Consider the following 23,703-nt stretch of genomic DNA (forward strand, 5'->3'; position numbering starts at 1 on the left):
AAACAGAAGGGAGCACATAATGTGCTCCCTTTTTATTATTTGCTGTTGTTATTCGTTTACTCTCAGCGACTCTATATAACGATTACCTTTCACCAAATGCGACACTCACATTGGTGTAGATCGGTTTCCATAAATACTGGAATACAGATTTCTCACCAGTAGTAATATCTACCTCGCCCGTCATACCTGGCAAGATAGAGAAGCTCTCCGGATTATCACGGAAATAAGGAACATCCACCGAGACGACGACTTCATAATAGATCTCGCCACGCTCGCTTTGACTTGTGGTCGGTGAAATACTCTCAACCGCCCCTTTTAGCGCCCCAAAGCGGCTGTAATCAAACGCATCAATCTTGATACGAGTCGGCTGCCCTACACTCACAAAACCAATATCTCTTGGCGACAAACGAGCTTTAAAGTCTGCTTTCCCACCAACAGGAACAATTTCAACCACTGTCCCACCCGGCTGAATAACACCACCGTTTTGCGTGCTTGGCAGGCTTTGCACCAAACCTTGTAGAGGCGACACTAACATGGTGTTGGTCAATTTCGCTTGGCCTGAACGTACTCTGGCGTTCAGGGCTGACAAGTCAGATACGGCTTTAGAACGATCATCGCTCACTTTAGCTTTCGCTTCCGCCAGAAGCTGTATGATTTTTTGGTCATTACTGTCAGCTTGTCTAATCAATACCGACTTCTTACCACGAGCTTCTTCGATTTTCTGTTCGATACTAGCCAATTTTTGTCGCATTTCAAGCACACGTAAACGTGAAATGTTACCCGCTTTGTAACCCTTCTCCAGTATGCTCAACTCTTGCTTAGTCGCATTTAACTCTTTCTCATAACTCGGCAAGGCCTTTTCTACGCTACGAAGCTGCTCTGCAATTTGCTCGCTCTCTTTCTCAAGCACCACACGCTTTTGGAAGTAGAGGGCTTTTTGCGCGTTCAGCTGCGCTTTTTGTTGGCTGACGATCTCTGGGTAATCGACCTCAAACTCAGCAAGGTTAGGCTCACGCTGCTCAAGCAGCGCATTCATACGTTCCACACTGGCTAGAAGCGTCACTTGTTGGGACTTTAGCTCTTCAAGGGCGGTACGCTGGAAAGTGGCATCAAACTCAACAAGCGGCTGGCCTTTCTCAACCAACTGCCCTTCTTTAACGAGAATTTGCTTTAACTTACCGCCAATCGCACTTTGTAATACTTGCTTCTCGCCTTCTGGAATCACAGCACCTTTGGCTTTGGCGATTTCATCAACTTGAGTGACTACAGACCAAGTGGCAAAAGCAATAACACATAAGGCAACCGACCATGTGGCCAGCGCCAATGAACGAGCCGTATTTTGTGATTCAACAAGTTCACCGTAGCGCTTGCCCTTCTCGATAGATTGTTTAGTCATTAGCGACTCCTTGCTTAGACTTTGATTGTTCTTGTTGGGCTGCATTTTGTTGAGCAGACGCCTCTTGAGTTGACGGCTGTAGCTCTTGAGATAACGGTTGCTCAGATAACTGCGGTTCTTGAGAAGCCTGAGGCTCTGAAGGCTGTTCCGGCTCTAATGGGCCTGCATAAACCACTGCACCTTCATTTAATACCACCACTTTATCGGCAAGCTTGATTAAATCCGGATCGTGGGACGTGTAGATCACCGTTGCTTTTCCTTTTTTCGACTGCACAAACTCACCAAATATACGTTTAGCATTTGGGTGAGCATCAGGCACAGGGTTATCCATTAAGAACATTGGGTAGTCATAAACCAGCGCTTTCGCGTCAATGAGGATCTGCGCGACGCTGCCAGACAACATGTCAAAAAGGCTGTCCGGCTGAATACTGCTGATGGAAGTATCGAGCCCACCTGATAATGTCTCGAACCAACGCTTTCCGCCCACCATTTCAATTGCAGATATCATTTTCTTATCTTCGACTTTGTGACCGTCGTTTAGCCACTCTCGAATACTCAGCGTAAGCAAATCAGGATATGCGGCTCGAATGAAACACCAGTGGCGATAAAGCTGCGGATCATATTGAACGAGGTTAACGCCTTCAAGCTCGACCATACCGTTTTGGATAGGCTGCAAGCCAGACAGCACTTCAATTAATGTTGATTTACCGCTCCCAGAAGGGCCGGTAATCGCGACAATTTCACCGGCTTCAATATCAAAACTCACACCATTCAAGGCCGGGCGACTCTGTTTGGGATAGCGCAGCGTCACTTGGTCTAATTTCAAGTTAGGCGCTACCACGGGTAACGGGTGATGCTGGTAACTGAATTCACGCTCAGACGGCTGAGACAAAATACGGTTCACTTGCAGCTTGGATTGATTAAAGCTATTAAAACGCATCGCACTGTTTGCCAACACCTGAGCAGGACCCGTCACCTTAGATATCAACATCATTGAAGCAATCAAACCACCAGGGGTCATCACTTGTTCAAAAATAAGTCCTATACCTAACCCCATCACGGCGAGTGTCGATCCCACACCAATAAAATAGTAAATCGAGGTGTACCGGCTCTGGAGAACCGATTGATTAAAGGTCACTGTTGAAGCAAGAAGATTGGCTTTTTTGAAACGTTGAATCCAGTGCTCTGAGAACCCAGCACTGCGAATAAAGGCAAGCTTGGATGACAGCTCATTAGTCATGTTTTGACGATTCGTACCTGCCACTGTCGATTGCATAGAGCGCTTGCTGCTAGAGCGTATCGAGCGTTTTGCTAGCAAGTAATAAAGGATTAAAGAGACGACTGGAACCAGTACCAACCACCCGCCTAAAACACCTATCGCAAGTACAAAAATAAGAATGAATGGTAGGTCAAATAACGCATTTCCTAATGGCCCCGATAGCACACCTGAAATACGCTCTGACAACATCACTTGGTTTTGCTGACTAGAAGAAGCTGTTTGCTGATTTTGAGCATAGCTATTACGAAGCAGACGCTGCACGAGGGATTGAGAAATCTCACGACTTACTCGGTTGGAAACTGAAGCAAACACTCGGCTACGTAATGTTCTCAACCAACCCATCATCACAAACAACAACGCCGCGCCAATGGCGATACCTTGCAACTCATGCCCTGCATCACCACCAATCACATGGTCATAAATCGACATCGTGATGAAGGGAACAGCAAGCGCAAATAAGTTAGTGATAAAGCTGACTAGCAGCAATTTAGGAATAATGGGGCGAAACGCATGTAGTCGTTCGCCAACCCAATCAGGAGAAGCCTTCTCTAGTGGTGGACCTTCGATAACAATACAAAACTGAGGGACATCGGTAATGTCGTCATTGGCATTAAAGGCAACAAATTGCTTGGATTCTAAATGACCAGAGACCAGCTCATGTTCACCAAGTACCAGTAAGACCAATTTATGTTCACCAACTTCATCTAGGTTGGCAACCAAGCGATAAGGCAGTGCAAGCCTGTCGAACAAGGCAAACATATCGTCGATTGATTCAATGCCATTTTCATCGACCCATTGATGTGCGAACAACTGGATATTAGCATTAACTTCCAATTGCTTAAGAACGGAAAGGCTCTCGGTTTCTAAATGATTCATCACCTCTTGTCGACCGCTGGTATCTGCACGGTTGTTCGTACCTGAAGGGTTACCAATATCTAAACGATTCATACGACGGCCTCCTGATTGCTCTCGCTGTCGACCGTAATAGCTCGACTTTCCACTGTAATGATTCGATTGGCAAATTCGCGAAGTTTAGAATGGTAGCTCACCATCAGTATCGTCCGTCCTGCCGCCACTTCTTCTTCCAACACCTTCGCTAGGTTTCCAAGGGCATCTAAATCAAGCGAGGAATCTGGCCTTTCTAACATGATAATGGGCTTATCACTTGCCAGTTGAGTCGCGATATTGAGCATTTTCACGTTACCCATACTCAGCAGAGACGCACTCGTATGGCCAATTTGTGTCTCTAGTCCATCGGGTAATCGAGTGATTTCCTTGATTAAACCCAAACGCTTTGCATAGTCACTGGCGCTTTGTGTTTTCTCAGGGTCAAAGCCACACAAGTTGTCGAGAATAGTACCCGACACCAACTGCCCTTTAACGCCACAGTAGGCCGCAATATTGGTTACGGATGCGATTGAAACTGCAGATCCATTAATGAAGCACTCCCCCGCTTTTAGATCATCAATACCTGCAATCGACGACAATAAATGACTGTTGGTGTGGCGATCCTCACTCTCTAACAATACCAATTCACCTTTATTCAATGTGACATCCGCATGAGCGAGTTCACCGTATCTTTCAACGGTCGCTTGCTTGATTTCCAACACCTCAAAGTCAGATAAGTGGTTCTCAGCTTGCTCAGAATCTGAAGATTCCGATAGTGACAAGTCACTCAATTTTTCTATTGCCTGATTGGCACTGTGTATTGAATTAAGCTTGATTCGAACTCCCACTAAAGCACTTAAAGGTGCAACCGCTCTGCCCGATAAGATAGAACATGCCGCCAATCCACCTGTGGTTAACTGGCCATCCAACACCCATAAGCTGCCCGTGATCACCAGTAAAACTGACGTAGCTAGTGCAGCAAGCTGAATACATTCTTGGGCGAAGGCGTTCTGTTCTTCTTCTCTCGCTTTAGACTGAGAGCGAACATTATTGAGGGATTTAAACTGATTAAAGATTCGAGACTCAACGGCCTGGCGTTTGATTCCCTGAATGGTTTGGCTTAGCAAAATCAAAAACGCTTTTCGCTCCTGCTCATCTTGGGAAGCCTCTTCACTTAAGCTTTTAACACGAATAGAAGATAACCAAACGATTCCAAGAGTAATCAGCCAAACTGCCAAAGGTATCGCCACCAGCTCACCGCCGATGTAAGCCACCAAGCCCAAGAAGATCAAGGCAAAAGGCAAATCAATAAAGCCTGCAATCACACCACCGGAATACCAATCTTTGACTTTTGATACTGAGCCCAGCCCCTCTTCCACGCCGCCAACACCAATGTGGCGAAGATGTCCTGATGAAGCCGTTGTTACTCTTTCAACCAAGGTTTGATAGGTCGCTTTCTCGGTATTGCTGGCCGCGGCTGACAAAAGCCAAGTACGCACAAACCGGATCAATGCTTCCATGGCAACAGCCAACGCTGCACCCGCCAACAACAAAGTGGCAGTACCGTAACTTTGGTTAGGTAAAATACGATCGTAAATTTGTAAAACCGTTAACGGAACGGCGAGAGAGAGAAGATTTATGAGTAAAGAAGGCAGTAGGACTTTCCCCACCACCCCTTTGTTTTTCATTGAACTTGCGGGCATACACAATCCTTATCCATGCTTATGAAATAAGATTGGTACACCATGTTGAGTATTGCAAGGTAACGGACTGATTTAACGTGTTTTTCAATATAAATATGACACAGATCTTTCTACACAAATCTGTGGCTATACCCGTACCTTAAAAACGCACCTTACAAATGCTCGTTACAAGCGCTCCTTACAAACAATTGTCGTAATCCGTTATCGCCTGCTTTAACTTTGAAAAGTCTGAGTTACATAAATGCTTCCTCAACGCTTCAAACTTCTCTTCTGGCCACTCGTATATTTTGAATGAAATGAGTTCGTCAATAACGGACTCATCAAAGCGGTATTTGACGACTTTAGCTGGAGAACCACCGACAATGCTGTAGGGAGCGACGTCTTTTGTCACAACACTGTTCGCTGCAACCACAGCGCCTTCGCCAATCGTCACACCGGGCATCACCATCGCTCGCATGCCTAACCACACCCCATCTTCAATGTGAGTATCGCCTTTGCCAATGTAGGCGTCTTCAATCACATCCATAAATGGATACAAACAGAACCAATCGACTCGGTGGGTATGGTTACCGCCCATCAGAATTACGACTTCAGCCCCGATACAAACATAGTCACCGATGTACAGTTCATCGATTTCCCAGCGAGGCTCCCACTGGCGGCTGACTTCGTCGCCGTGTAAATAGCGAACTACCGATTGTTCAAAACCGTTGTCCCAGCAATCGCTGTAATAACTGTGTTGACCTTTTACGTGAATATTGGGGTTGGTTACGACTTCATGCAGCAACTCGAATTTGGACCAATGCTTCTTTTGCATTTTTACCTCTGAATGATCTATTTAGTTTTATTCGTTAACTATCAAAATGTTCGACGATGCAAATCCAAGGTGCACAAACTAACGCCCTAAAAAAACAGGGTTCACTGGGATGAATAGTGAGTATCACGCTTAAATCATAGCAATGTCGCTAAAACTAAAGAGTCGTCAGTGGATTCGAGGTTGCTTAAGAAGAGGAAGTAATTTCACAGTTTGCTCAATTTGTTATCGATAACTTGGTTGGATAATTTACAGGCGCAGTGTATCTGTTTAATCGCGCCAATTTGACAGGAAGATGTGATTAATAAGGTTTCAAATTTCGTTTCGTGGAATACGGAATAAACAAGAGCCTGCGCGATTACACAGGCTCAAACTTAGACTCGGCTATAAACTTCGGTTCTCGCTTGAAGCTAGGTTCAGCGACTACATGCGAGCAAGCTGTACTTTTCTGTCTTTATTCACCACGCAGAAGTTGCCGCGCTTAGTGCGACACTTAGAGCATCGTTCGCATTCAACAGGGCTTCTATCCCCTTCCTTCCAACGCTTAACTAAATGCGGTTCAGAAAGCAGCGGTCTTGAAAGAGCGAAGTATTCAATACCTGTGTTGTTTGCAATCGCTTCGATAGCATCAAAATCTGTCAGGCCGCCAACTGTGATCACAGGGATATTAACGTCTTGGCTGATCGCGTGACCATATTCGTGGAAGTAGCCTTCAGCTTGAATGGTAAAACCATCGTGCGACTCGCCAATCATAGTGTCAGCTTTGCCATGAATATTACCTGACACGACAATGCCATCCACGCCCACTTGTTCAAGCTTTTTACACACAATACGCGTTTCGTCGAAGGTCACGCCACCTTCAAAAAACTCCGAAGCTGTAAGCTTAACTAAAATAGGGAAATCATCACCCACCAACTTACGCGTCGCGGTATAGATCTCTAACAAGAATCTCATGCGGTTTTCTAAGCTACCGCCGTATTCATCTTCACGTTGGTTGTAATATGGGCTTAAGAACTGGTTAATCAGATAGGTGTGAGCGGCATGAATTTCAACGCCATCAAAACCTGACTTCTGTGCTCTTAATGACGCTTGAGCAAAGGCATCAACAATGTAGTCGATCTCGCATTTGGTCATCGCTTTGCCTAGAGTTTGAGTTCCTTTTTCTGGAACCTCACTTGGTGCGTAGATGACTCGCTCGCCAAGATCATGAGTGGTTTTGGTGCCACCATAAGCCAGTTGCATCACGATTTTAGAGTCGTTGTCATGAACAAGTTGAGTCAGCTTTTTGTACTCTTCAATGAATGAGTCGTTGTACATACCCATCATGCCCGCATTCGGTTTTTCTTCTTCAACGATGTTCGCGTAACCCGTCACGATCAGGCCGACTTCACCTTGAGCCAACTCTTCATAGATAGCGTACAGTTTATCTGTCATATGCCCATCTTCGGTGGCCATATTTTCCCACGTTGCACTTCTCATGAAGCGGTTCTTCAATGTCATGCTGCCGATGCGTGTTTCTGTAAACAAAGTGCTCAAGTCTTATCCTCATTAAATTTTTATGATGTTTGACCATTATAAAAGACAAAAGAGAACCACTTCTTTTTCACAAAGTGACTCTCTTTTGTCCATTACTGAATGGGCGTTGATTTATGCGGATAGTACAGAGAATAAGACGAGGAAAACTTAATCTAGATTAAGAGAGCAGTACTCTCACATGAGAAAGAGATAGAAAGCAGTAGAAGGAGATAAAAAAGATTGGGAAATAGAATAAAAGAAAGTCGCTCAGTTTTAATAAGCGACTTTGTTCAATTTAATCTGGACTGAGTGAATGGTTCTTACGAGAGGCGTCCACCTGCGAATTGCTAACAGCTATTTGAACTCATAGGTGTAAGATGCGCCAACACTGTTGTTCTCTCCAAAATCATCCTCAGCAAAAATTGTGAAGAAATTGAATGATTGAGCATCACTCAATTTATAACTCGCACCAACGCCAATCCAATAGCCAGAGTAATCATCAGAACCCATTGAACCACCACCAAAGCCCATGATAGACCATTCATCGGTTATCGTTTTTAAGCCAAACGCTCCGATATAACCACCATGTGTCGAGCTCGGCATCAATACATAATCAGAACCCACATTCTCATCATCGAATACGGCTACTTCACCATCGTTGTAGCTGTAACCAGCCATTGGGAAGATTTGCCAACCGAACGGCTCAATATCGAAATAGCTCAGTGGTATAAATGTGCCAATACTGTAGTTGTTCTTATAAGCATCGTTATCATATTCAGAACGGCTAAAGTTGAAGTTCACGATACCCATAGGCAACAGCCATGAACCGCCTAATCGCCACTCTTCGCCGTCCGCATTGACACGAGCGTTGATCATTCGCGCTTCATCTAAACCAATAGAACCTGAGAACTGCAAATCTTCGTTATAAGCAACGCCCGCTTTGGTCACGATTTTAGTCGGATCATCAGGGTGCTTCTCTTCAGCAAAAGCACCTGTCGAACCAAGCATTGCCGCAGCAACAAGTAATAGATTACGTAATGTCATTAGAAGGTCGCACTAACGCCAACAAAGTGGATACGACCATCGAAAGAACCGTTTAGCAAATTGATATCGCTACCAGCAAGATTACGGTCCATATCAACAGAACCTAAATCTGCGTATTCGTAGAACACGTCGATCAAGATATCATCCCAGTAAGTAGAAGCGCCTACCGAGTAGCGGTACTGCTCACCTACAGGCAGGTCAACCCATTGCATTGATGGATCATCTTGTGGTGAGGTCTCATAAGAGAAGCCGGCTTTTAAACGCCAGTCTGAGTTAAGTTGGTAATCCGCACCAACCGCAAACTTCCAAACATCATCCCAATCACGTTTAATCGGAATTCCACCTCTATCAGTTGCTCCGAAATCTAATACCGTTTCGTCCCACGCACTCCAACGGTGGAATTGAATACTAGCAAGCAGGTCAAGTTGAGAGTTCAATGCATAGCTTGCGCTTAGATCAACGATCTCAGGCAGCGCGAGGTCTGTCGACAGCGAGTTAAACACACTACCATTTAAGTTGTTGTTAAATTCATGTTCCAATTTAGAGCGGTAACTGGCACCCAGCTTTAGTTTATCTGTCGGCGTGTACATTACACCTAGGTTATAACCGTAGGCCCAATCAGTGTCTTGTTTGACGGTCAACGCAGATGTTGACTGTTGTAATGCAGCCCAACTCAATTGAATACCCGCGCCAACAGCCCATTGGTCATTCAGCTTATAACTCAGTGATGGGTTAACCTGCATTGCGGTCAGAGTAATTTCTTCTAGAAGGGCTGCACCTGCCCAATCGCTACCGTAATCAAGGCTTGAGCCACCGACAGCGCCAAGTGCGATACCAAGGTGCAGTTGGTCTGTTACTTGATGAGCATGAAAGGCACCAAATGAGGGAAGAACTGAGTGCCCTTTTCCATCATCGCTAGAGTCTTGGTTGTCTTGATATTTCATCTCAAGATCGAACGCCATGGTATTGATGGTCGTTTTGCTTTCGCCCATATGAGACATGGTTGCTGGGTTGGTCCACATCGCAGCAGCTGAACGAGAGTAAACACCGTCACCTGCACCAGTTGTACCGGCATTAGCAATAACAGCTTCTTGTAAAAATAGACCACTTGCGAAAGCATTTAAACTTGTAAAAATTGCGGTGGCAGCTAGCGAGTAAGTAAAAGTTTTGTTCATCAGATTGCTCATTTAGCCTTAGACATTAAATTGATCTAAGGTTACCGCAAAGCCCTATAAACAATGGGAATACCCGTTATTACTTTACAAGCGCTATTTGAACTTTCTAGCGACGTATGGACGCGGCTTGTCTCGATGAATTTCACGTTGAGCAGCAATTGCTCTGTTCTTACCTAACCCTACCTTTATTTGATACCAAGTCTCGTAAAATAAGGCGAACCCAGGACTGGACCACCAAGTCTTGTTGTAGAGTTTCTTATTAGCTGCGACAACATCTGGCGACCGATTCGCGCACTCAAGTGCCAACGCATAAGCTTCAGCGTAAGGATCTTCGGCGATTTTAGTCACCAAGCCATATTCCTTAGCGGTTTGGCTGTCGAGCACTTTGGCCGTCATTGCCATTTCTAAGGTGTGATCTTTACGCATCAGCTCGCGAAATGCGATGGCGCCTCCCATGTCAGGAATCAACCCCCACTTCGCTTCCAATATCGAGAAGTTCGCATCTGGGCTAGCGATTCTAAAATCACCACCACTGGCTAATTGAAGCCCACCTCCCCAACAACGCCCGTGAATCGCAAAAATGACAGGGCAAGGGATCTCTCGCCAACCAATAGAAAAATACTGAGCCGCATTTGGCAACGTCGGCAACCATTTGAACAAAAGCTTCATCGCCCCAACTTTACTGTTCAATAACGATTTAACATCGAGCCCTGAACAAAAATCCGTACCATTACCTTTCACTATCACAGCGCGAACCTCGTTATTCTTTTTGAGTTCTCGGATCATATTATTGACGCCTTCAAACATCGCCATATCAATAGCGTTGAGCTTATCGGGTCGATTCAGCACAACGGTGGCAATTTGCTTTTCATCAATGGAACAAGTGATACGATCGAGGTTTGGCATGGTGGCTACCTTATAAGTGGTCAGACCTTTAGGTTATACATTTTATTAACATATGCCAAACTTGCACATTAAGAAGCGAGACCTGTGTTGCTTAACACCTTCCCCTTACACAAACGACATCAATAAAAAAGCAGTGATGGATCGTTCCATTCACTGCTTTTCATTCGTAGCTTTGATTGCCAGTAGCTTTGATAATCAAGGGCTCTCTGTTTTGACAGAACCTATGTTCTTCGAGGTTTCAGTAACAAGAAGATGAAGTAGCTGCCACCAATAATTGAAACTAACGTCCCTGCTGCAAGCTGCGCTGGGAACACCACCACTTGCCCTAACCAGTCTGAAAATAGCATGAGTGCAGCACCAATCAAAAACGACAAGATGATCTGCACTCGCACCAAGCGAGCCCCCATCATTGCAGCGATATGCGGAGCTAACAAACCGACAAATGCGACTGGCCCCATGGTGGTTGTCACGACCGAGCATAAGATCGCAACAATACACAACAGTGCCACGTAGGCGAGATTAATATTCAACCCTCTGGCACTCGCGAACTGTCGGCCAGTCGCAATTAAGGTCACCCAACGACTCAATAGCAAAGCAGCCCCGATAGAAGCCGTTATCACCATGGTCATAATCATTGCCGACTCAGGTTCAACACGATAGGTAGAGCCTGCCAACCAAGCTAATAAAGTGTATTTCCCCTCACCCACTCGCGTTAAAGAGAATTGCACCAAAGCTTCCAAAACTGCGGTTAATGAAATACCTGTGAGAATCAAGATCGAAGGTGCAAACTGATGCTTCTTGCCAAGGAATAGCAATAAACACAGTGCAATCGCACTACCCAAAAATGCAATCCAAGGGCTCAATGAGTGAATCGAATAACCCATGAATAAGCTACTGAAAATCAACGCCAGAACCGCACCGGCTGACACACCAAGAATGTCTGGGCTTGCGAGCGGGTTGTAGACCAATCTTTGTAAAATCACACCCGCCACCGCCAAACCGCCACCAGCGAATATCGCGGTTAACATTCTAGGCCAGCGAATCGACCATTCAAAAGCGTCTGGGATAACAAAATAGCCCATATCAGAAGAAGGCTGTGAGAGCGTACTCAACGCCAACAACCCGAAAAGCACTGTGCCCAACAAGAAGTAAGCCAAAGGTGAAATAAACTTTGGGCCTTTAGGCATCGAGAAAAACAGCTGATCTTGAGCCGATAATTGCTTTCTCGCAATTATGATCAACGCTGGAGCGCCAATCACCGCGGTTGCCGTCCCTGTTGGAATCATATCCAAAGACCATTGCGCCAAGAAGATAGCCAAACTGTCGGTCACACAAAGCAACAGCGCACCCAACACGCAGCTTGCGATGAGTTCAGATTTCGCCTTTAAAAAGCCCAAATGTCTCGCGATGTTTGGAGCTATCAAACCAATAAAGCTGATCACACCCACCGAGGTAATCGATACGGAAACCAACCAAACGCCAATCGCCATCAGTACAAAGAAGGTAGTGCCGATATTAAGGCCACGCGCTGCTGCCCCTTCAGTCCCGATCGAAAGCAAAGTCAGGACTCTTGGCGCCAATAAGAAGATGGCAAAGATCGGAAGTAGCTTAGGCATCAGCCAAATTACTTGTTCCCAACCGTTCTGCCCTAGATCACCCGCTCCCCATACAAACAAGTTCTGTGCGTACTGGTCGTTAAGCAGGATAATTGCTGTCGCAAATGCCCCTAGCAACAAGTTGACCGCCATGCCCGCCAAAACAATTGGCAAGCCGCTCATGTTTTTGATTCCGACAATCGAAACAATCAGCCCCATCGCGAGCAGTGCACCGATCAGAGCGAACCAAACTGAATACTGAGCGACCAACATCGGCGCAACCACATTCAGAATAACCAAACCAAGCCACGCCCCTGACGACGTACCTAAAATAAGCGGCGACATCATTCGGTTCTGCGTCAGTTGTTGAAACAGGCTACCTATGGTGCCGAGTGTTCCACCAACCAGAATCGCCATGACCAAGCGAGGCAAGTTGACATAGATTAACGCCATCAACTCGAATGAATCATCAACCATTGAGCTGAATGTCACGCTGTCACTGATCAGTGAAACTTGCTGGAGCAGCTCACCGATAGGGCCAAATTCAGATTGCCCTAACCATAAATGAACAAGGGAAGCGAAAAACAGCACTGCCCCCATCACCAAACCACTGGATTTCATTACTACTCCGCTAACGTCAACAGCGATTGCGCCATAGCTTCTGCGTTATACAAAATCGACATGGCACCGCCGTAACTCCAACTTGCCGCTACTGGGCTAAATTGACCATTACGAACAAAAGGCATGCTCTTCCAAACCGGAGAACGGTCTAGTTTGTCTTGATATGGGAAAGGTTCAAAGTAAAGTGCAATGCCCTTCTTTACGTTCTTAAGCTCTGTCATTCGTTTTTGACTGATGCCCCACTGACTCGCAGGAAGATCCATCGCATTTTCAAAACCTAACTGTTCAAGCGCATATTGTGGAATAGAGTTATCGCCGTAAATGAACACCGATGTGGTGCTCGCAAAACGGAAAGAGGTCACTTTCGGTTTGTCGCCCGGATACGCTTTATCCAGTTCAGCCTTAAGGACAGCGATACGCTCATCCATTGCGGCCAGCTTTTGGTTCGCTTGTTCTTCTTTACCAAGCAACTGTCCGATCTTCTTGAAGTTCTCGATAGCAACCGCTGCATTGCTGTGTTGTTCACTGTACGTTTGGTAGTAAAGCACGGGCGCAATTTCAGAGAGTCGCTCCTGAAGATCTTTCTGAGGCGAAGCGATGAGAATCACATCAGGATTTAGCTTCTTCAAAGCAGAAATATTGGGCTCAGTTCGAGTACCAATGTCCGCCACGCCTTCTGGGATCGCAGGTTGAACAACCCAATCGGTATAACCTGCAATATCAGGCACCGCTACTGGTGTGATACCGAGTTCAATCACTTGTTCAGCAATGTCCCAGTTTAACGCAGCCACTCTAACGGGCTGAGCTTCAAGGGTTTTTACGCCCTCACTGTCTTCAACTTGGTAATCGGCCATCGCATTAAACGATAAAGCGCCCGCTAATACAGATACCGCCAACTTTGTATGTAAGCTCTTTATTTTAGAAACATGGGAAGCTATTCGTTGTAAATTCATATTGTTGCCTACTCAATCTAAATTCTATATTTATTCAAACGACAAAAGCAGCCCAGTAAAGGCTGCTTTAAATTGATAACCCTAACTTAGTTAGAATTCGTAATTAACATTAAATTCTACAGTTTGCTCTTGACCGTACCAGCAATAGCTCTCATTCCAACAAGTGTAATACTCTTCATTGAATATGTTATTTGCAACGACATTAGCTGTTGCGTTCTTAAGCGAGCTGTTAACCTCTCCTAAGTCATAACCTAGAGACAAATCAACTAAAGTATATGATGGTACTTGGCCTTTATTTTTGTCTGACGTATCGTTTAGAACAGTTTCTCCCACATAACGCACGCCACCGCCGACTCTAAGGCCACTCATTGCACCACTACGTACAAAGTAGTTAGCCCAAACATTTGCAGTATGATCTGGTACAAATACTGGTGTTTGTCCGATATTTGATGCGTTTCTATCTTCAGTAATTTCCATATCGATGTATGTGTAGTTCGCTAACACATCCAAGTTATCAGTGACTTGTGCTCGTCCTTCTAACTCAATACCTTGTGAGCGAATCTCACCAACTGAAGTCCATGGTGAAGCGCCATCAGGACGAACGCCCACATTTTTTTTGTTCACTTGGAACAACGCCATCGAGCCTGAAATCATATTCTCATATGAGTCATACTTAAGACCAAACTCGACTTGTTCACCGGTTTCAGGATCTAAGTTATTACCGTTAGTATCTAACTTTACACTCGGTTCAAAACTGGTAGCAAAGTTTGCAAATGGAGATAAACCATTATCAAATTTGTACAAAGCACCTAAGCGGTATGAGAAGTTTGTATCATCAGTATCCGTTTTGCTTGGTGCACCACCCAATACTGATACTTTTGTCGTTGTTTCGACTTTGTCAAAACGACCACCAGCAATGAACACCCAATTATCAATCAACATCTGATCTTGGAAATAGAATCCAAGCTGACTCACTTCAATGTCGTTATTTTGATAATACGTTTTTGTAAAATCATTCGGATTCAGCTTATTGTTATTTGGATTGTAAAGGTTGATGCTATCAACACCTGCGAAAGCGTCGTAGGCTACATCACCCTCTGTGTTTCGATAATCCACACCAAAAAGTAAATAGTGATCCAATGAGCCAGTCGACACTAAGCCCGATAGTTGGTTATCAACACTAATACCCGTAGAACTTTCATCGGTGCTATATGCCGAACGAGCTAATGAGCCAGTTGAAGCATCAAAATTGCCACTGCTAGTACTTTCTTGATAAAAGTCAGTTTTCATATAACGGAAATTCTGAAGAAATGCCCAATTTGAGTTGAAATCATGGTTAAACTTATAACCAGTAATCAAGAAATCACGTTTGATGGTGTTGTAATTAACATCCCCGGCAAATGTCGAAGGTGATACTTTTCCTGATTCAATCGCCGCTAATGGGAGTGTCACGTTCTGACCTAATGCAGGGTCATTCTGATAATAAAGATTGAAGTTAATAAAGGTTTTATCAGACACATACCAATCGATTGATGGCGCAATCACATAGCGCTCTTCCTCAACACCGTCTACTTGCGTATCTTTCTTACGACCCAGAGCAACCAAGCGATAAGCAACGTTGTCACTCAAAGCACCCGTTGTATCAATTGAAGCTTCAACTAAGTTATCTAAACCCGTTGCTAAGCCAATTTTCGTAGACTCTTCGAACTTAGGCGCTTTTGCAATGATATTAACCATGCCTCCTGGTGGCATTGATCCGTAAAGAACCGATGTTGGACCTTTAAATATTTCCAAACGCTCCATCGCAATAGGATCAATCTGAGGTTGTACGTTCCATCCAGGAAGGATTGGCAACATCATTCCGTCATAATAGTTATTCGTAGAGTCAAAACCGCGAATTTTAACCCAATCACTAAGAACCACTGCACCACCTTTATTCTCGGTTGATACACCTGGTGCATAACGAAGAGCTTGCATTACAGACTTAACACCACGTTGTTCCATCTGTTCGCTTTCGATAACGTTAAGTGTTTGCGGCGTTTCTTCTGGTGCTAAAACGGTTTTCGTTGCTGTATTACGGTAGGCTTTACCCATAACAGTAATAGTTTCTACATTCGAATCTGCCGAAGTAGCGGTATCTTCCGCGAATGCTTGCGCTGAAAACGCAGTCAGCAACGCGACTGCCAATGATGAATACTTAAAACGAGTGTGAGTGGTCATGATTCCCTCGGTACCAATGCTTAATTGTAAATAGTAATAAATCTCATTTGCATTGTATGTATCTAGAGGTAGGATAATTAACAATTTGGTGCAAGTTCAAAAAGAACTTGGCCTATTTTGAGTAAAACTAGGTCAATTGCTGATTAAACACACAATTGATCTAGTAACATTTGACCTAGTAGCGTTTGACCTTGTAGCCTTTGACCTTGTAACACAAAGGCTTTTGAGAAGGGGGGAGAAAGTCGGAGAGCTGAAATATGACTACGATTTAATAATAGGAACCCAGTACTCCATTTCCGCATCAGAAGCATGAGCTTGATAACCAAATGGGTACATCTCAAGTTCATAACCATCAACGCCACGATAACCTGAATTTGGAAGCCAATTAAGCACAAACCAACTTAGAGTATGGGGTAGATGCTCTATAGGACCACGGTGCTTCACTACAGCATAGGTTTGCTTCGGAATCGTCAGCACCTCTAACTTATCAGAGATAATACTAGGCAGTTGCGGGATGGAGATCTCGTCATGAAGCTCAACGCCCGCCCAATAGTAAATATTGGTTCCGTCAAAGCAAGACTGAGTCAGGTCAACAACGCCAATAAACTGGAGCATGTTAGCGTCAGGGATTTCAACCTCACCTTCTAAACGTGACCATAGTTGAGGGACTTTGTGTGCGAAGTCTTGCGTGAGTGAAAACAAGCCACTGATTTCTGATGTCATTCCTTTCACTAAGAAAGACTCTCTTTCATCAATGCGCACTTCCACAAAGCTTAACGCCCTATTTTCTGAATTACTCGCCGTTTCAGATACTTGTATCGGCTTTTTTAGCCCTACTCTTTTGCCTGCTTTTCTATACTGACTTGGGCTTACCCCAAACATTTGCTTAAACGAACGGCTAAAGCTTATTTCTGAATTGAATCCGAGACCAAGCGCAATATCGATAACACGATCTTTTCCATCAAGCAGCTCTTCGGCAGCCTGACTTAACTTTAGCTCTCTCACATAGTTCGCCACGGTAAGCCCGGTTTCGGCTTGAAACACTCTTTGCAGCTGCCAACGAGACCAACAGCTTTGCGTCGCTAAATCTTCTAGCGATAACGCAGAGCTAAGATTCTCATGGATATAAGCCAGAACGCGGCTGATACGGTCAAATGCAGGTGTGTTCATATTCAAGCTTTCATCTTCTCTATTTTTGACTAGGGCGTGTTGGGTTCAACAATACTTTTATCACTTAAAGTGGCTTTTATCACTGAAAAAAGGACAGCCCACCCAAACTTTATAAATCTCAAAAACGTAAAAAGCACCGAGTAGATGCTCCATTTTGTATGGTTATCCTCGACTATGTTCGTTATGATAACGCAACTGATTCTCATTTATTGATTTAAGATGCTTCCCCAACTGCACAATATTATCACTCGTCGGAAAGCCCCGTCTCTACATCAAAAAATCTTCGCTTACTCAAAACAAGTGAGCCCTTATTTAAGCGGAAGCTTTGGTGCACATAATAACAAGAGCATTGCGGTAACAAATGAGAATAGCCATAAAGAGCTCAAACGAGTTTACGATGGTCTTTCGCAAAGCCACCCAGAAGCAGGCAAAGCGTATTGGTTAACGCGAACCTGGGATCTCGTGTGTTGGCAGCCTATCTATGTGACTTTCATTTCTATCTATGGGCTTCATTCATTGCCCGACATCAAGAATATCGGTCAATTTAGATACAAAGAGTTCATTACTGGCTACCGCTTCTTTAATGGTGATCATCAACATGGTTCACCAGAAGAGCTGATTCCCGATGCTGGTGAAGCCATTCTTGCACTGACTGAGTTTTATCGAAGCCAGATCAGTGAATGGACACGTATTCGCCCAGGATTTACCAATCATTTATTGGCCGATCTATTGTTAGGCAGTTTGATAAAACTTCAGCAACACGAACCAAGCCTGACCAACGATTACATTATTGCGCAAGCTAAGCTTTGGTTAGAAGCATGCCAGTTGTCTGAGAATCATTTAGACAGCCTTAAAGTAGACTCTAGTTCGGGGATGTTAAAACTGATCAGAATCAGCTGCTGCCTGGTTTATAAGTGTGATTCAAGGAAGTACTGCGACGATTGCCCTAGGCATCAAAACAACAAAAAAATCGCTTAGTCACGCCATTTATTACAGCTAATACACCTATTAAAGCTCAATACGACGAGCCTTCTCCATTGAGCTTCGCTACTGACCTAATTACAGGACTGACATGTTTCAGCTTTCAAACATCAAAGTTATTCGTGATGAACGAACCATTCTCTCAATCGAAGACCTCACGATTCCGACCAATGAACTGACAGTCGTTCTTGGCCATAATGGTTCGGGTAAATCTACACTCGTTAATTTGCTCTCTGGGCAGATGTCGCCGGATCACGGCAGCGTGGAACTAGACGGCACTTCCCTCTCTTCATTCAAAAGCAAAGATTTAGCGAAAAAAATTGCTTATTTACCGCAAAAGCTCCCCGCTTCTGCTGGCTTAACCGTAGAAGAGTTGGTTCGTTTAGGACGTTTTCCATGGAGAGGCGCGCTAGGCCGTTGGAATTCAGAAGATAAGTCGATTATCCAACAGGCGATGGAAAGAACCGGTGTCACTGAATTCTCGCAAGCCTTGGCGGATGATTTATCTGGAGGAGAGCGTCAACGCGCGTGGGTATCGATGTTGTTGGCTCAGCAATCACCAGTACTAATCCTTGATGAGCCGACTTCGGCACTGGATGTGCATCATCAGTTTCAGCTCATGGGTTTACTGTCTGAACTCAACAAAACGGAAAATGTTGGAGTGATCGTCATTTTGCACGATTTGAATCTCGCACTGCGTTACGCGACACACATCGTTGCACTGAAGAAAGGTCAGATTGCTTTTGAAGGCAGTGCGGAGAAGTTATTAGATGAACAAGCGCTATCAGCTTTGTATGAGTCTTCGATTCGACTGATCAATCATCCAGTTCCAGCTAAGACAGCAGCAAGCGAGAAGGTTGCCGTTGTTTGTGAATAGCTCGGGCATTTCAGCTTAAGTCCAAGCTCTAAGCTCTAAGCTCTAAGCTCTAAGCTCTAAGCTCTAAGCTCTAAGCTCTAAGCATAAAGAAGGCCATTGAAATCATAAACTTCAATGGCCTTTTCGTTTTTCACTCGCTAGCTAAATAATTAACTAATTAACTAGCTCAGCTGCGACTCTCTCGCTTCTTGACTACTGAAACCACGCAAAATATTAATCAGAGTAATAATAGTGAACAACATGATGACAAGCGATAAATGCCACGCTTCTCCTAGCCCTAATTGAACTAGCCCCATACTCACCATTGAAGACACCACCATCTGCCCGCCGCCAGACATCGCAGCAGCCGCGCCAGCGTTCTTCTTATAAGGCAACATCACCAACGCCTGAGCACAAGGCAATGCAATACCATTGCCAAGAATCATCAAGAACTGGCCAAGCATGAGATACAAAGGCTCAAGTGGGCAAAAGAAAAGCCACAACGCCGCAGAGATATGCAATACAGGGGTACATAACAGAGTTTTCTTGTTGCCCAACATGGGGCGAATACGGTTACATAAACTTGTTCCACCCAGCATGCCTAAAGCAGGAATCACCGCCCACATCGCGTATTCATCAGACGTCATGCCAATCTGATTTTGCATAATAAATGGCATCACTGATACGGTAGTGATCATCAAACTAAAGTTAAGCCAGCCAATACTCGCAAAACTCATAAAATAGCGAGAAGTTAGCAACTCTTTGTATTGAGAAACCATTTTCTTTGGCGAAGGAATAGCGGAGATCTGAGTGACGGTTTCCTTAAACTTGAACGCCAAAACCACCCAAGCTAATGAGACATAGCCAAGTAGCGAGATGAACACCATGCTCCAGCCAAAATGGAAGTTAATAAAGCCGCCGATTACGGGCGCAATCAAAGGTGTAATAGACGCGACCATCGCAATGTAGGACATAGCTAAAGGTAAATCTGCCCCACTGAATCTATCCCGCGTGGAAGCACGAGCAAGTACAGCGCAACAACCCGTTCCTAAGCCTTGCAGAAAACGCCCCATCACCATGCTAGTAAATGAATGGCTAAAGAAGATGATCATTAATAGTCCCAGCATGGCGATTAATAATCCGCTCAGCAGTACTTTCTTGCGCCCTAGAGCATCGGAAATTGGACCATAGATAAACTGAGAAGGTCCAAAACCTAACAAATAGACACTCACCAGAAGCTGAGCTTGCTCTAGCGAAACATCAAAGTCTTTCGCGATCCATGGTAATGATGGAAATACCAGCCCCATACTGAGTTGGCCGATGCTGATGACCAAACACGCAAGTAGGATCGATTTAAAGTCAAATCGACGACTCATGATGTAAAGTATCCAATATAACAGCTGTTTTGAGATCGGGTGGTTTGAGAATAGATAGCTTGGGTATCAACCTGACAACATACAGACAGAGAAAACAGCGAAGATGTTGCAAGGGTAGTATTCATTATGCTCCGAAGGAATCGAATAGAGAATGGCAGGCTAAACATACGTGAGCTTGCTTACTCATACAACACTGGTTGAACTAAATAAATGAATAGTCACTTTTCAGCAACCCAACCTTTGCACCTGTCGACCACAAGCTAAACTAATACCACGTCATGAAAACAAAGGACTCCCATGAACAATCATCATCGTATTATTTCCTATGCTTTGGCACTCATCGCATCGAGTCCAATATCCTCTGCTTTTGCATGGCAAGTAGAGAAGATCACCGACGGACTCGTGATCCCTTGGGGGTTGGCTTATATCAACGATAACTCCATGCTAGTAACAGAAAAAGCTGGCGTCATTAAACAGGTTGATTTAAAGACGGGTGAGCAAAGCACACTGTTCAGGCTGCCCAATGTTTGGGCGAAAGGCCAAGGTGGTCTGTTGGATATCGCGCTCTCCCCTTTTGAAAACGAAAAGTTCTACGTCACTTACAGTAAAGACGTCGATGGTGAAGGCTTAACGACACTGGCTTCTGCTAATTACAGCAATAATGAAGTTACCAATTGGACAGACGTGTTTGTATCTAAATCCAGAACGGACACTGGGCGTCACTTTGGCAGCCGTATCACCTTTGATGATAGCCACCTGTATTTTTCAATCGGCGACCGTGGTGATCGAGACAACGGCCAAGACACCATGACTCACGCCGGATCAATATTACGATTGAATGCTGATGGAAGCACACCAAGCGATAACCCGTTCTCGGATAACAGCAAGGTACTCAATGAGATTTGGAGCTATGGCCATCGTAATCCACAAGGCTTGTATTACGACTTCCCAACCCAGAAGCTGTGGTCGATTGAACACGGCCCGCGAGGTGGTGACGAAATCAACCTAATTAAAGCAGGTGCCAACTATGGATGGCCAGTCACCTCACACGGTAAAGAGTACTGGGGGCCAATTAGCGTAGGCGAGTCTGAAACTAAGGATGGCATTGAAGCGCCTAAAAAAGTCTACGTTCCTTCAATCGCTCCGGGGAGCTTGATTGTTTACCAAGGTGACAAATACCCAGAGTTGAAAGGGAAGCTGCTGGCCGGCGCGCTTAAACTTACCCACATCAATATTGTGACAGTCAATGGACAAGGTGAGGCAATTAAAGAGGAACGTGTTTTAGAAGATTTAAGCGAGAGGATAAGAGACATTGAAACTTCACCAAGCGGCGACATCTTTTTCAGTACCGATAATGGCAACCTGTATCGCTTGAAAAAGTAGTCAAAAGCTCGTTCCAATAGACACATGATGCTTACCGTGAGATTTATAAATATAAGCCGTTAAAATTGGGGCCAGGCACCAATTAGCGGCTTAATAATTTGGAAAATAAATGTGCCAAAACAGTGCAATTACTCCAAATTCGTCATCAATTTCGACCACCTTTTTCACAAAAACTACAACAAATCACCATACAACTGTAACTCCATGATATTTAAGGAATGCAAAGTTTGACTACCCCCAAGTTTCTGCAACCTTTCACTATGGATTCGATTGACTATCCCCTAATTTGATTTAGACTTCATCTCGGCTAGAAAGAAAGTTCTTTGTATATAAACATTTCGTTGGATTACTAGTAACCCCGTTGTGTTGTACGCAATAGCAATAAACTTTTCCGCGCTATCAGTGCCACAATTGGCTCAAAATAAAAATTTAATTTTAATTTTAGGATATCATCATGTCTAACACAGTTACTGGTAAAGTAAAATGGTTCAACGAAACTAAAGGCTTCGGCTTCATCGAGCAAGAAAACGGCCCAGACGTATTTGCACACTTCTCTGCAATCACAGGCGACGGTTTCAAAACTCTTGCTGAAGGCCAACAAGTTGAGTTCACTGTATCTCAAGGTCAAAAAGGCCCACAAGCTGACAGCATCAAAGTACTTTAATTTAGTATTTTAAAGCTTTCTAAAAATAGCCAGCCTCTGCTGGCTATTTTTTTACCCGCTATTCAGAGATTTAAGGTAACAAGGCGCCCTACGACCGATGAAATAGACCTGTTAAAAGAAGCACTAGAGAATACGAGCAGATCAGAGAAAACAAAATCCTCTACTCTATACTTTTAGACTTCAGCATCCTGAGCTGTATGAGAGTAAGCGAAGTCTGTGGTATTCGCTGGGAAGACTTAAACGAAGAACTTAGAACAGTGATCGTACGTGACCGAAAAGACCCACGTAAGAAAGAAGGTAACCACATGGTCGTTCCTCTACTCGGTGAAGCATTTGATATTGTAATGAAGCAAGAGCGTAATGGAGAATTGATATTCCCTTACAACCCACGCTCAGTTGGCCGAGGCTTTGTTAAAGTGTGCCAGAAGGTTGGAATTGATAACCTACGCTATCATGACCTACGCCGTGAAGGTGCAAGCCGCTTGTTCGAGAAAGGCTTTACCATTGAGGAGGTTGCTCAGGTAACTGGCCACAGAAACCTAAATACCTTGTGGCAGGTTTATACCCAGCTGTTCCCGCATAAGTTACATGAACGTAAGATATAAATTATTACCGTAACCGCCTGTTAAGCATGAAGTTGATAATATAAGTGAAGTATTAAGAACAATATGCATGATTGCGTACAATCTAGGCTTTGTTGCGTAATTAAATTTAAAGATAGAACAACCCCGTTTCGCGTATTTCTTAATCAATACGACAAGTTTCAGGCATACCTAACCCAGTAAGCTTGTTCAACGCTTTTATCATCGCGTAAGTTTCACCCACCTGGGCATTGTAATTTCTTAAGCTCAATCGTCCTCCTAGCAACTGTTTAACTCGATACATCGCTGTTTCTGACAATGAACGTTTGTGGTATCCATACCGCTCTTTCCAATACTTATTTGAGCCGTATAATTTCTGGCAACCCACGGCGAGATTTCGAGGATGACCACGCTCCCAGAAGGCTGCCCCTTCTCTTGGGGGAATAAGCGCAACGGCTCGCTTCATCTTAATAGCAGCGTGACACGCTCTCGTGTCGTAAGCGCCATCACCTGACACCTCAAGGATGCTTCGACGTGTTTGTTTCAGTAGGTTCGCGAGTACTTCGCCATCTGTAACCGTTGATAA

18 protein-coding genes and 1 pseudogene are annotated in these 23,703 nt (G+C 44.5%); 5 read left to right on the forward strand and 14 right to left on the reverse strand.

Going from position 1 to position 23,703, the window contains the following annotated elements:
• Nucleotides 1–82: 82 nt before the first annotated feature.
• From AB4180_RS08390 to AB4180_RS08445, 12 genes are all read right to left on the reverse strand, one after another.
• Nucleotides 83–1,396: an HlyD family type I secretion periplasmic adaptor subunit gene (locus tag AB4180_RS08390; RefSeq protein WP_102249768.1), complete on the reverse strand. Its 1,314-nt coding sequence runs from the start codon at nt 1,394–1,396 to the stop codon at nt 83–85.
• Nucleotides 1,389–3,623, reverse strand: a complete 2,235-nt coding sequence (locus tag AB4180_RS08395) for an ABC transporter transmembrane domain-containing protein (protein WP_102249769.1) — start codon at nt 3,621–3,623, stop codon at nt 1,389–1,391. Before AB4180_RS08395 ends, AB4180_RS08390 begins: the two co-directional genes overlap by 8 nt.
• Nucleotides 3,620–5,266 carry an ABC transporter ATP-binding protein gene (locus AB4180_RS08400; protein ID WP_102249770.1) on the reverse strand — a complete coding sequence of 549 codons (1,647 nt, stop codon included), beginning with the start codon at nt 5,264–5,266 and terminating at the stop codon, nt 3,620–3,622. Before AB4180_RS08400 ends, AB4180_RS08395 begins: the two co-directional genes overlap by 4 nt.
• 178 nt (nt 5,267–5,444) lie before the next feature.
• Nucleotides 5,445–6,080 (reverse strand): CatB-related O-acetyltransferase, encoded by a 636-nt coding sequence (locus AB4180_RS08405; RefSeq protein ID WP_009845532.1) that lies wholly within the window; start codon nt 6,078–6,080, stop codon nt 5,445–5,447.
• A 420-nt stretch (nt 6,081–6,500) separates the two neighbouring features.
• Nucleotides 6,501–7,613 (reverse strand): NADH:flavin oxidoreductase, encoded by a 1,113-nt coding sequence (locus AB4180_RS08410; RefSeq protein WP_102249771.1) that lies wholly within the window; start codon nt 7,611–7,613, stop codon nt 6,501–6,503.
• A gap of 333 nt (nt 7,614–7,946) precedes the next feature.
• Nucleotides 7,947–8,636 (reverse strand): hypothetical protein, encoded by a 690-nt coding sequence (locus AB4180_RS08415; protein ID WP_102249772.1) that lies wholly within the window; start codon nt 8,634–8,636, stop codon nt 7,947–7,949.
• Nucleotides 8,636–9,811 carry an OmpP1/FadL family transporter gene (locus tag AB4180_RS08420; protein WP_102249773.1) on the reverse strand — a complete coding sequence of 392 codons (1,176 nt, stop codon included), beginning with the start codon at nt 9,809–9,811 and terminating at the stop codon, nt 8,636–8,638. The genes AB4180_RS08415 and AB4180_RS08420 overlap by 1 nt, the downstream gene beginning before the upstream one ends.
• A 93-nt stretch (nt 9,812–9,904) precedes the next feature.
• Nucleotides 9,905–10,717 carry a crotonase/enoyl-CoA hydratase family protein gene (locus AB4180_RS08425; RefSeq protein WP_102249774.1) on the reverse strand — a complete coding sequence of 271 codons (813 nt, stop codon included), beginning with the start codon at nt 10,715–10,717 and terminating at the stop codon, nt 9,905–9,907.
• Between the two features lie 221 nt (nt 10,718–10,938).
• Nucleotides 10,939–12,933, reverse strand: a complete 1,995-nt coding sequence (gene fhuB / locus AB4180_RS08430; RefSeq protein WP_102249775.1) for a Fe(3+)-hydroxamate ABC transporter permease FhuB — start codon at nt 12,931–12,933, stop codon at nt 10,939–10,941.
• Between the two features lie 2 nt (nt 12,934–12,935).
• Complete coding sequence (locus AB4180_RS08435; protein ID WP_102249776.1) at nt 12,936–13,886, reverse strand: iron-siderophore ABC transporter substrate-binding protein; 951 nt, start codon at nt 13,884–13,886, stop codon at nt 12,936–12,938.
• 90 nt (nt 13,887–13,976) lie between these two features.
• The gene (locus tag AB4180_RS08440) at nt 13,977–16,106 is read right to left on the reverse strand and encodes a TonB-dependent siderophore receptor (protein WP_102249777.1); all 2,130 of its coding nucleotides are present in this window, start codon (nt 16,104–16,106) and stop codon (nt 13,977–13,979) included.
• 261 nt (nt 16,107–16,367) lie between these two features.
• Nucleotides 16,368–17,276, reverse strand: a complete 909-nt coding sequence (locus AB4180_RS08445; RefSeq protein WP_102249778.1) for an AraC family transcriptional regulator — start codon at nt 17,274–17,276, stop codon at nt 16,368–16,370.
• A 219-nt stretch (nt 17,277–17,495) separates the two neighbouring features.
• On the opposite strand from AB4180_RS08445, the gene AB4180_RS08450 reads away from it, so the two are divergent.
• Both AB4180_RS08450 and AB4180_RS08455 read left to right on the forward strand, forming a co-directional pair.
• Nucleotides 17,496–18,254, forward strand: coding sequence for a siderophore ferric iron reductase (locus tag AB4180_RS08450; protein ID WP_102249779.1), 759 nt, complete (start codon nt 17,496–17,498; stop codon nt 18,252–18,254).
• 94 nt (nt 18,255–18,348) lie between these two features.
• Complete coding sequence (locus tag AB4180_RS08455; protein WP_102249780.1) at nt 18,349–19,134, forward strand: ABC transporter ATP-binding protein; 786 nt, start codon at nt 18,349–18,351, stop codon at nt 19,132–19,134.
• 161 nt (nt 19,135–19,295) lie between these two features.
• Here AB4180_RS08455 and AB4180_RS08460 read toward each other — a convergent pair whose 3' ends face one another.
• The gene (locus AB4180_RS08460) at nt 19,296–20,489 is read right to left on the reverse strand and encodes a multidrug effflux MFS transporter (RefSeq protein WP_102249781.1); all 1,194 of its coding nucleotides are present in this window, start codon (nt 20,487–20,489) and stop codon (nt 19,296–19,298) included.
• Nucleotides 20,490–20,786: 297 nt separating this feature from the next.
• Between AB4180_RS08460 and AB4180_RS08465 the strand changes: the two genes are divergently transcribed.
• The 3 genes and pseudogenes from AB4180_RS08465 to AB4180_RS08475 all read left to right on the forward strand — a co-directional run.
• The gene (locus tag AB4180_RS08465) at nt 20,787–21,872 is read left to right on the forward strand and encodes a PQQ-dependent sugar dehydrogenase (RefSeq protein ID WP_102249782.1); all 1,086 of its coding nucleotides are present in this window, start codon (nt 20,787–20,789) and stop codon (nt 21,870–21,872) included.
• A 454-nt stretch (nt 21,873–22,326) separates the two neighbouring features.
• Nucleotides 22,327–22,536, forward strand: a complete 210-nt coding sequence (locus AB4180_RS08470; RefSeq protein WP_004731543.1) for a cold-shock protein — start codon at nt 22,327–22,329, stop codon at nt 22,534–22,536.
• Between the two features lie 72 nt (nt 22,537–22,608).
• Nucleotides 22,609–23,141: pseudogene (locus AB4180_RS08475) on the forward strand (site-specific integrase); the annotation flags it as partial.
• A 139-nt stretch (nt 23,142–23,280) separates the two neighbouring features.
• On the opposite strand, the gene AB4180_RS08480 reads toward AB4180_RS08475, so the two are convergent.
• A partial coding sequence (locus AB4180_RS08480; protein WP_372081804.1) for an IS5 family transposase occupies nt 23,281–23,703 on the reverse strand: 423 nt, incomplete at its 5' end.

Origin of the sequence: Vibrio sp. 10N.286.49.C3 (genome assembly GCF_041469545.1) — a bacterium.
GTDB lineage: Bacteria > Pseudomonadota > Gammaproteobacteria > Enterobacterales > Vibrionaceae > Vibrio > Vibrio tasmaniensis_A.